Genomic DNA, 9643 nt, shown 5'->3' on the forward strand with positions numbered 1-9643 from the left:
CGACGGCGCTGGCCGCCATGACCGCCTGGCTCAAAGGCATGCAGACCGGCAACGCGATCGTGCTCGGCGCGATCATCGGCGCCATGATGGCCTTCGACATGGGCGGCCCGGTGAACAAGTCGGCCTACACCTTCGCCACCGGCCTCATCGCCTCGCAGGTCTACGGGCCGATGGCCGCCGCGATGGTCGCCGGCATGACCCCGCCGCTCGCCCTGGCGCTGGCAAGCAAGGTCTTCGCCGACCGTTTCAACGAGGACGAGCGCGAGGCGGGCAACGCGGCCTTCGTCCTTGGCCTCTCCTTCATCACCGAAGGCGCGATCCCGTTCGCGGCCAAGGATCCGTTCCGCGTGATCCCGTCGCTGATGGTGGGTTCGGCGGTCGCCGGCATGATCTCGATGGGCCTCGGGTGCGAGCTGAGAGTGCCCCATGGCGGAGTGTTCGTCCTGCCGATCCCCAATGCGGTCACCAACCTCGGCGGCTATCTCGTCGCCATGGTCGCAGGCACGGTCGTCACCGCCATCCTGCTGCGCGTCGTGAAGCCCAAGGCCGTCGAGGCCTGAAGGCCGACCCTGAAGCCAAGACCTTCGCCGCCGCCGGACAGTTCCCCGGCGGCGACGGCGATGCGGCGTTTCGACCGTAGCGGATCGAGGACGACCGCCCTGTTCACCGTCTCAGATTGACCTCGGCGAGGTCGATCAGCTCGCCGGCGCGGCCGTCGAGCACCGCCTTCATCAGGAACATGCCGAAATGATAGGCCTTGCCCGTCGTCGTCTTCGGCGGCATCGCGAGTTCCTGCCTGGCCGAAAGAACGTCGACGAGCACGGGTCCTTCGTGTGCGAAAGCGGCGGTCAAGGCAGCCTCGAGATCACCAGGTTTTTCGACGCGGATTCCCTTCACGCCCATCGCCTCGGCCATCGCCGCGAAGTTCGGGTTTTTCAGGTCGCATTGCGTGTCGAGGAAGCCGGACGCCTTCATCTCCATCTCGACGAAGCCGAGCGTGCCGTTGTTGAACACGACCAGTTTAACCGGGAGTTTCGCCTGGGTGAGAGTCATGAACTCGCCCATCATCATGCCGAAACCGCCATCGCCGGAGAGCGAGATCACCTGCCGGCCCGGACAGGCGGCTTGCGCGCCGATCGCCTGCAACATCGCATTGGCCATCGACCCGTGATTGAAAGAGCCGACGATCCGGCGCTTGCCATTGGGTTTGATGTAGCGCGCGGTCCAGATGACCGGCGTCCCGACGTCGCAGGTGATCACCGCGTCGTCGGCGGCGAGCTCGTTGACCAGACGCGCGACGAATTGCGGATGGATGACCTTGCCGCTCGGACCGCTCTCCGCGAGCGCGTCGAGGTCGGCGCGAGCCTTCCTGTAGTCGGCGAGCGCCGCGTCGAGATGCGTGCGGTCGCTCTTCTCGCGGACCATCGGCAGCAAGGCGTCGACCGTGTTCGCGATGTCGCCGAGAAGGCCGAGCTCGAGGCCGCAGCGATTGCCCAGCGCCTCCGGCCTGATGTCGACCTGCGCGACCCGCGCGCCGTCGGGAAAGAACGGGCGATAGGGGAAGTCGGTCCCGAGCATGAGCAGCGTATCGCAGCTCTTCATCGCCGCGTAGCCCGAGGCAAAGCCGACGAGGCCCGTCATTCCGACGTCGTAGGGGTTGTCGTATTCCATGAACTCCTTGCCGCGAAACGCATGGACGATCGGGGCCTTCAACCGCGCCGCCAGCGCGACGACCGGGTCGTGCGCGCCCTTGCATCCTGCCCCGCAGAACAGCGTGATCCGCGAGCCCTCGTTCAGGATCCCAGCCAACCGCGCGAGCTCGTCGTCGGCCGGCCGAATGACCGGCTTTGCGGGAATCAACCAGGGCGTCTTCGCTTCGAGGGGCTTCAGCGCGACATCGCCTGGAATGACCACCACCGCGACGCCGCGTCTGGCCACGGCGACGCGGATCGCGCGGGTCAGGATCTGCGGCAGCTGATGGGGATTCGAAACGAGCTCGACATAATGGCTGCAATCCTTGAACAGGCTTTCCGGATGAGTCGCCTGGAAATAATCGATGCCGATCTCGCTGCTCGGGATGTGCGCGGCGATGGCGAGCACGGGGACGCCGCTGCGCTGGCAGTCGAACAGGCCATTGATCAGATGCAGGTTGCCCGGACCGCAGCTGCCTGCGCAGACCGCGAGCTCGTCGGTCACATGCGCTTCGCCGCCCGCCGCGAAGGCCGCGCCCTCCTCGTGACGGACGTGAATCCAATCGATCGACTTCATCTCACGCAGCGCGTCGGTGAAGCCGTTCAGCGAATCGCCGACGACGCCATATATCCGCCGCACGCCCGCCTTCAGGAGCGTGTCCGCCATGTGAGCTGCTGCTGTACGCGCCATGGTCATCTCCATCGATCGAGGGAAGCGAGCGCGGATTGCGCCCCGTCTCGCGCAGGAATTGGCGCGCAACAATTGCGGCAAAAATACACGCGACCCAGAACAGGGGCCGGCGTAGCGGAAGCGCGCCCGATCATCAGCCGTGCTCTTGGGCGTAGTTCCAAGCAGACCGCCGAACATCGGTCGAGCCGCGCCGAGAGGCCGAACACAACGACGTCCATCGCTGTGGAGATTGCTCCCTGGCTTCGGCGATTCGGGCGGCGCCCGTTCGTTACAGAAGTGATCGGTGATGAGGGAACGTGTTGGAGTGGCGAAGAGCGGACCGTCTAAAAAGTCAGTCGGCGTCCGCACGATGCCCGGATCTCAGCTTCCGCGAGTCTCGGCTTGGCCGATTTGAGGCGCGGGCGTAGGGTTCCAAGTTCGCCGACAGAGACGGAAGCGAGGAGGCGCGGATGGGCGCGGATGAGCTCAGGATTTCCTACGGGCGCGGTCATATTTCCCTGGCGCTTCCGGCGGCGGCGCGTGCGACGGTCATTCGCAAAAGAGTTCTGCCCAAGCTTGCAGATCCTGCTGGGGCGATCGCGTCCGCATTCGCGCGCCCTGTCGGTTCGGCGCCGCTCGCCGAGCTCGCCAGGGGCCGGCGGAGCGTCTGCATTCTCATCTGCGACATTACGCGACCCGTGCCCAATCGGCTTTTCCTGCGGCCGATGGTCGAGACGCTGACGGCTTCGGGCGTGCCGTCGGACCGGATCTCGATCCTGGTGGCGACGGGTCTCCACCGCCCCAATCTCGGCGACGAGCTCGCCGAACTCGTCGGCGACCCCTGGGTGCTCGAACGCGTGCGGGTCGAAAACCACTATGCGCGCGAGGAGAGAGACCACGTCGACCTCGGCCGCACGCGGACGCGGGGCACGCCGGTCAAGCTCGACCGGCGCTTCGTCGAGGCCGACTTTCGCATCGCGACGGGACTGGTCGAGCCGCATTTCATGGCCGGATGGTCGGGCGGACGCAAGGTTGTCGCGCCCGGCGTCGCCCATCACGAGACGATCCGCACCTTTCATTCGGCGCGCTTCATGGAGGATCCGCTCGCGGTTCAGTGCAATCTCGTCGGCAATCCGCTCCATGAGGAGCAGCTCGAAATCGTCCGCATGCTGGGCGACATTTATGCGCTCAACGCCGTCATGGACGAAGACCGCGACCTCGTCTGCGCGACTTTCGGCGAGATCGTCGCGAGCCATCAGGCAGCGGTCGACTTTGTCGCCGAAGCGACCAACGTTCCCGTGCCGCGGCGGTTCTCAACGGTGGTCACGTCGTCGGCCGGCGATCCGCTCGACAAGACCTACTACCAGACCGTCAAGGGCATGGTGACGCCGCTCGACATTCTGGAGCCCGGCGGCACGCTGATCATCGCCTCCGAATGCTCTGAAGGCTTCGGCTCGGCGGAATTCCGTCAGGCGCAAGCCCGACTGCTCGAACTCGGCCCGGAGCGGTTCCTGGCGACGCTGACCGCCAAGAGCCTCGCCGAAGTCGACGAGTGGCAGACGGAGATGCAGTTGAAACCCATGCGGGTGGGGCGCATCGAGCTTCATACGACCGGCCTTATGGGGGACGATCGCCGGCTGACGGGCGTGGAGACGATCGACGATCTCACGCTGGCGGTGGAGCGCAGCATCGCGCGAAGCGGCGATCCGCATGTCGCCGTCATCCCGGAGGGTCCCTATGTCGTCCCGCGCTACGCGCCTTGAGGAGCGGGCGCCGCCGGCCGGCGCCCGAGAGGCGTCATGATCGAGATCCACATGGATCTTTTGGGCGGGATCGCCGGCGACATGTTCGTCGCGGCGTTGCTCCACCTGCGGCCGGATCTCGAGGAGGGGCTCGCCCGAACGATTGCCCTCTGCCCGCTGATCGAAGACGTCCACGTCGACGTCGCGCCGCATGACGACGGCGTCCTGACCGGGCGGCGCTTTGTCGTCACGCGGCGTTGGTCGGACGAAGAGGCGCCGGGCCATCGTCATCGGGCGGGGCACGGCGAACACGATCCCGTGGACTGGCGCCTCATAAGGGAGGCGCTGACGACGTCCCGGCTCGATCGCAAGACAGTCGAGCACGCGGTCGCGATCTTCTCTCACCTGGCGGCGGCGGAGGCGCGGATTCATGGCGTCGACCCTGACGACGTGGGCTTCCATGAGGTTGGCGCCTGGGATTCCATTGCTGACATCGTCGCCGCGGCCTGGCTGATCGGCGAGATCGGCGCGGCGCGCTGGACGGTCGGGCCCGCGCCGCTGGGGTCGGGCCGCATTCGCAGCGCCCATGGCCTCATGCCTGCGCCAGCCCCGGCGACCGCAATCCTGCTCGAAGGGTTCGTGACCATCGACGACGGCGTCGGCGGGGAGAGGGTCACGCCGACGGGCGCGGCCATTCTTCGCCACCTGTGCGATCCGTCCGATGAGGCGCGCGAGCCGCGTCGGCTCGTCGGCTCGGGTTATGGGTTCGGCGCCAGACGGATGCCCGGGCTCAGCAATTGCCTGCGGGTGCTGGCTTTCGAGACGGTCGATGCGCGTCCCGCCCCGGAGAAGGTCGTCGTTCTGGAATGCGAGATCGACGATCAGACCGGCGAGGACCTCGCTCACGCGGTCGACCATCTGCGCGCGCACGCCGGCGTTCTCGACGTCGTCCAGGCGCCGGCGTTCGGCAAGAAGGGCCGGATGATGACGCAGTTGCGCGTGCTCGCGAGACCCGGCGCCCGTGACGACGTGATTGCCCGGATCTTCGAAGAGACCGCAACGATCGGCGTGAGGCATTGGCTGGTCGACCGCGATGTCCTGCCCCGCACCGTCGACACGCTCGATGTCGACGGCCGCCCGGTCCGGTTCAAGATTGTGGAGCGGCCCGGCGGCCGCACCGTGAAGGCGGAGGCCGACGACCTCGCCGGCGTCGCCGGAAGCGCGTCGCGTTCTCAGCTGCGGCGGCGCGTCGAGCTTTTTGGCGCGAAGACCGCCAAGGAGGAATCATGACGGAGAGGCTCGAGGCCGTGCTTCTGTCTCTGGACGCCGCCGCCGTTGCGGTGAGCGGCGGCGTCGATTCGATGACGCTCGCCGCCCTGGCGAACCGCCTGCTCGGACGGACGCGGGCAGCCATGATCCACGCCGTGTCGCCCGCGGTTCCCCCGGAGGCGACGGGACGCGTGCGTCGGCTCGCCGAAAGCGAGGGGTGGGACCTCACCGTGCTCGACGCAGGCGAGTTCGCCGACGCACGCTATGCCGGCAATCCGGTGAACCGCTGCTACTTCTGCAAGACTCACCTCTACCACGCGATCTCCGGCCTATCCGACCGGCCGATTCTGTCGGGGGCGAACCTCGACGATCTCGGCGAATATCGCCCGGGACTCGAAGCGGCGCGCGAGCGCGGCGTTCGCCATCCCTATATCGAGGCGGGCGTCGACAAGCAGGGGGTCCGAGCGCTGGCTCGCGTCCTAGGTCTTGGCGATGTTGCGGAATTGCCGGCCTCGCCCTGTCTCTCCAGCCGCGTCGAGACGCGGATCGCCATCGATCCGGAGACCCTGAGGGGCGTCCACGCGGTGGAGACTTTCGTCGGCCGGCGATTGCGGCCGGCAACCGTGCGTTGCCGGGTGCGTCGCGCGGGCGTCGTCGTCGAGCTCGATGGGCAAAGCCTGGCCGACGCCGACGCAGAGACCCGCGCGGATCTTGCGCAAGCGATCGCGAACCTTCTGCCTTCCCGGCTGGCGCACATGCCGGTCGCCTTCGAGATCTATCGCAACGGCGGCGCTTTTGTCGGGACCAAGTCGTGAGTGATGTCCTTTTCGATTTCGATCGTCGCCAGCGCATCGGCGTCGACGAGGCCGTGCTCTGCGAGCGGAAGACGGTGGCGCAGATCGCCGCCATTCTCGAGGGCGCGCGGGCGCGGGATGTCGGGCTCCTGCTGACGCGATGCCAACCCGAGCAGATCGACCGTCTGCCGAAGGCATTGGCGGAGGCGACCGACTACTGCCCGCTCTCCCGGACGGGATTCTTCGGGCCCGTCCGACCCGTCCGGGAGTGCGGCAAGGTGGCGATCGTCGCCGCGGGGACCTCCGACACGGGCGTCGCCCTGGAGGCTTCGCGGACGCTTCGTCACGCGGGAGTCGAGGCGGCGCTGATCGCCGACGTCGGAGTCGCCGGCCTGTGGCGGCTGATGGACAGGATCGAGGAGATCCGGCGGCGCCCGATCGTAATTGCGGTCGCCGGCATGGACGCGGCGCTCGCCAGCGTGGTCGGCGGCCTTACCCCCGCCGCCGTCATTGCGGTGCCGACGTCGGTGGGCTATGGCGCGACGGAAGGCGGCCGGACCGCTTTGAACGCCATGCTGGCGAGCTGCGCGCCCGGGATCGTCGTCTGCAACATCGACAACGGCTATGGCGCAGCCTGCAGCGCGCTGAGAATCCTCAACGCCATGGCCGGCGGGATTCCCTCTCTCCTTGTGGGGGAGGGTTAGGGCGGGGGGTCGCACTGCCGTTTGATGGTGATGCTCGGGGTCCCTCATTGGCGCGGTCACCGAGACCCCCCATCCCTGCCTTCCCCTACAAGCGGGGAAGGAGCACGCCTTTGGCCTAACCGACGTGGAAACACTAGCCGGGGCGCGCGATTCGTCCATCCGCCCTTTTCCCCGGCGTCTCCCCGGCGCATTCCCGTCCGCTTCCCGGTCATGCTAGAGAGGCGCGGTTTTCAGGAGCCGTCATGATTCCAGGGTTGATCGCGCTGACTTTCGCCGCCGCCTTCGCCGGCGCGGCCATCTATCTCAACTGGGTCGAGCAGCCGGCCCGGCTCGCGCTCGAGGACGATGCGCTGCTGTCCGAATGGGGGCCGAGCGACAGGCGCGCCGTGGCCCTCCTCCTGGCCTTCGCGCTCGCCTCGGCGGTCGCGGGCTTCATCGCGTCCTTCGAGACGCAGGACGTGCGCTACGTGTATGGCGCGCTGATCGTCATCGCGAGCTGGCCCTACGCCTTCTTCGTCATGGCGCCGCTCAACAACCAGATTCTCGCGCTGCGCGGGCCCGATGTCGGCGCAGCGCGCGCCTTGGTGCGCCAGTGGGGTTTCGTCGAGGCGGGCTTCGCCGCGATCGGCGTCCTGGCGGTCGGTATGTTCCTGTGGATTCTGTGAACGCCGGACCGGCGTCGCGGCGGCGCGACGTCGCAGACGCCCTGCGGTTCTTCACCCGCCTCCCGCTGCCGTCGCCGCCGCAGGCGAATTTCGACTTCAACCGCATGGCCTGGGCGGCCCCGGTCGCGGGCGCGGTTGTGGGTCTTGTCGGCGCCGTCGCGCTTGCCGCGGCGGAGGCGCTCGGGCTGCCGCCGTTCGTCGCCGCGGCGCTGGCCGTCGCCGCCCTCGTCGCCGCGACCGGCGCGCTGCATGAGGACGGCCTCGCCGACGTCGCCGACGGCTTCGGCGGCGGCGCGACGCGCGAGCGCAAGCTCGAAATCATGCGCGACAGCCGGATTGGCGCCTTCGGCGCGGTGGCGCTCGTCCTCGCGCTCATCGTCCGGGTCGGCGCGCTTTCGGCGGCGCTGGCGCACGGGTTCTCAAGCGCGGCCGGCGCGCTCGTCATCGCAGCGGCGGTTTCCCGCGCCGGCGCGCTCGCGCCGCTCGCCCTCCTCGATCCGGCGCGTACGGACGGCGCGGGCGCAGCCGCAGGGCGGCTCGAGCCGCAAAGCTTCGCCGCCGCCTGCGGCGTCGCGCTCGTCCTCGCGCTCGCGCTCGCGCTCTTCGCGACCGGCGCCGGTCGTGGCCTCTCGGGATGGCTTGGCGCCGCGATCGGCGCCGGCGCGATGACGGCGCTCGCCAAGCGCCAGATCGGCGGCCAGACCGGGGACGTCGCCGGCGCCGCGCAGCAGTGGGCCGAGGTCGCCGCCTGGTGCGGTCTTCTCATCGGCCGGTCCGCCGCTTAAGTGACCGCCATGTCCGCCGCCCCGATTTCCACCCCCTGCGTCAATGTGTGCGTCGTCGACCCGGCGTCGGCGCTCTGCATCGGCTGCGGCCGCACGGTCGAGGAAATCGCCGGGTGGGGCGCGATGAACGAAAAGGAGCGGCTCGCCGTGATGGCGGGGCTCGAAGCGCGCCTTGTCGAGGCGCGCTCGCGCGCGCGGCGCGGGGGACGGGCCGGCGCCGGACGGCGGGGCGGCTGATGCGCCTCATCCTTCCGCTCGTCATCGTCGGCGTCGCCATCGCCGTCCTGATGCTGACGCCGTCCGACGCCAGGATCGCCGGCCTCGATCACGGGACGGTCGCGGCCGGCGCGGGCGCCGTCGCGTTCCTCTGCTATCTCCTCGCCGGCGCCCGGCCGTCGGATATCGCCCGGATGGTGAGTTCGATCGCGGTCTGGGCGCTCCTCCTGGCGTTTCTCGTGGGCGTGTACGCCTACCGGTACGACGCGAGCGACTTCATCGACCGGATGACGGCCGAACTCCTGCCGTCCGAGCCGATGGTCGGGCAGGGCGGCGAGGCGATCATCCGCAGCCGGCTCGGCGGGGAGTTCTCGGTGACCGCCCATGTCAACGGGTCGTCCGCGACGCTGCTGTTCGATACCGGCGCATCCATGGTGGTGCTGACCGCATCGGATGCGCGCCGGGCCGGGATCAATGCGGCCGGCCTCGTCTACGACGTGCCGGTGACGACGGCCAACGGCGCGGCGATGGCGGCGGAGGTCCGGCTCGACGAAATTTCGGTAGGGCCGATCGTGATGCGCAAGGTGCCGGCCCTGGTCGCCAAGCCCGGCGCCTTGCAGGAAAGCCTGCTCGGCATGAGCTTTCTGGAGCGCCTGAAGAGCTACTCAGTCGAGCGCGGCAAGCTCGTCCTGACGGCGAAGTGACTCCTGTTCCATGGGGCTGCAGTCTTCACACGTCTGAAATCGCCGCACGGAGCGTTCCCCAGCTTGCTGGGGAAGCTGGTGCGAAGCGCCCGATGGGGTGTGGTGCGCTGCTTCGGCCTAAGCAAAATTCGCGTTCTGTCGCCGTAAACCTTCGTCGGACCATACCTGCTTTACGCACCCGGTCTGTCGCTTCGCGCCACCTCACCGCTTCGCGTGTCGGAGGGAAGGGATGGGGGTCACGCCTGCCTCTCCGACTCACCTAGGCCGAGCTTCGGCCAGAGTCGGAAGTTAACGGCTCACGCGAGCCGGGTAACGACTTGGGACAACCCAGCCACCGAGCCAGAATTCGCGTTCTTGTCCTTTCCGGTCTGCCGTTACGAATTTATATAGACCGGCCCTCTCG

The 9643-nt window shown here is 68.3% G+C and carries 10 protein-coding genes; 9 read left to right on the plus strand and 1 reads right to left on the minus strand.

Annotated elements, in window-relative coordinates; genetic code table 11:
* Positions 1-560: PTS fructose transporter subunit IIC (locus ACLP25_RS26175; RefSeq protein WP_442472037.1), on the plus strand; the 560-nt coding region annotated here is incomplete at its 5' end.
* 103 nt (positions 561-663) lie between these two features.
* On the opposite strand, the gene poxB is transcribed toward ACLP25_RS26175, so the two are convergent.
* Entirely contained in the window at positions 664-2382 is a 1719-nt protein-coding gene (gene poxB, locus ACLP25_RS26180) for a ubiquinone-dependent pyruvate dehydrogenase (protein WP_442472038.1), read from the minus strand.
* A gap of 449 nt (positions 2383-2831) precedes the next feature.
* Between poxB and larA the strand changes: the two genes are divergently transcribed.
* The 8 genes from larA (at position 2832) to ACLP25_RS26220 (ending at position 9240) form a co-directional block, all read left to right on the plus strand.
* On the plus strand, positions 2832-4124 hold the full coding sequence (gene larA / locus ACLP25_RS26185; protein ID WP_442472039.1) for a nickel-dependent lactate racemase: 1293 nt from the start codon (positions 2832-2834) through the stop codon (positions 4122-4124).
* Between the two features lie 36 nt (positions 4125-4160).
* Positions 4161-5393, plus strand: coding sequence for a LarC family nickel insertion protein (locus tag ACLP25_RS26190; protein WP_442472040.1), 1233 nt, complete (start codon positions 4161-4163; stop codon positions 5391-5393).
* A complete protein-coding gene (locus tag ACLP25_RS26195; protein WP_442472041.1) occupies positions 5390-6187 on the plus strand; it encodes an adenine nucleotide alpha hydrolase in 798 nt (265 codons plus the stop codon). Before ACLP25_RS26190 ends, ACLP25_RS26195 begins: the two co-directional genes overlap by 4 nt.
* Positions 6184-6870, plus strand: coding sequence for a nickel pincer cofactor biosynthesis protein LarB (larB, locus tag ACLP25_RS26200; protein WP_442472042.1), 687 nt, complete (start codon positions 6184-6186; stop codon positions 6868-6870). Before ACLP25_RS26195 ends, larB begins: the two co-directional genes overlap by 4 nt.
* Positions 6871-7112: 242 nt before the next feature.
* Positions 7113-7535: an anthrone oxygenase family protein gene (locus ACLP25_RS26205; RefSeq protein ID WP_442472043.1), complete on the plus strand. Its 423-nt coding sequence runs from the start codon at positions 7113-7115 to the stop codon at positions 7533-7535.
* Positions 7532-8320: an adenosylcobinamide-GDP ribazoletransferase gene (gene cobS / locus ACLP25_RS26210; RefSeq protein WP_442472044.1), complete on the plus strand. Its 789-nt coding sequence runs from the start codon at positions 7532-7534 to the stop codon at positions 8318-8320. The genes ACLP25_RS26205 and cobS overlap by 4 nt, the downstream gene beginning before the upstream one ends.
* Before the next feature lie 9 nt (positions 8321-8329).
* On the plus strand, positions 8330-8557 hold the full coding sequence (locus ACLP25_RS26215) for a DUF1289 domain-containing protein (RefSeq protein ID WP_442472045.1): 228 nt from the start codon (positions 8330-8332) through the stop codon (positions 8555-8557).
* Complete coding sequence (locus tag ACLP25_RS26220; protein WP_442472046.1) at positions 8557-9240, plus strand: retropepsin-like aspartic protease family protein; 684 nt, start codon at positions 8557-8559, stop codon at positions 9238-9240. The genes ACLP25_RS26215 and ACLP25_RS26220 overlap by 1 nt, the downstream gene beginning before the upstream one ends.
* The last annotated feature ends 403 nt before the right edge of the window (positions 9241-9643 follow it).

Source organism: Roseiarcus sp. (assembly GCF_052145395.1).
Taxonomy (GTDB): Bacteria; Pseudomonadota; Alphaproteobacteria; order Rhizobiales; family Beijerinckiaceae; genus Roseiarcus.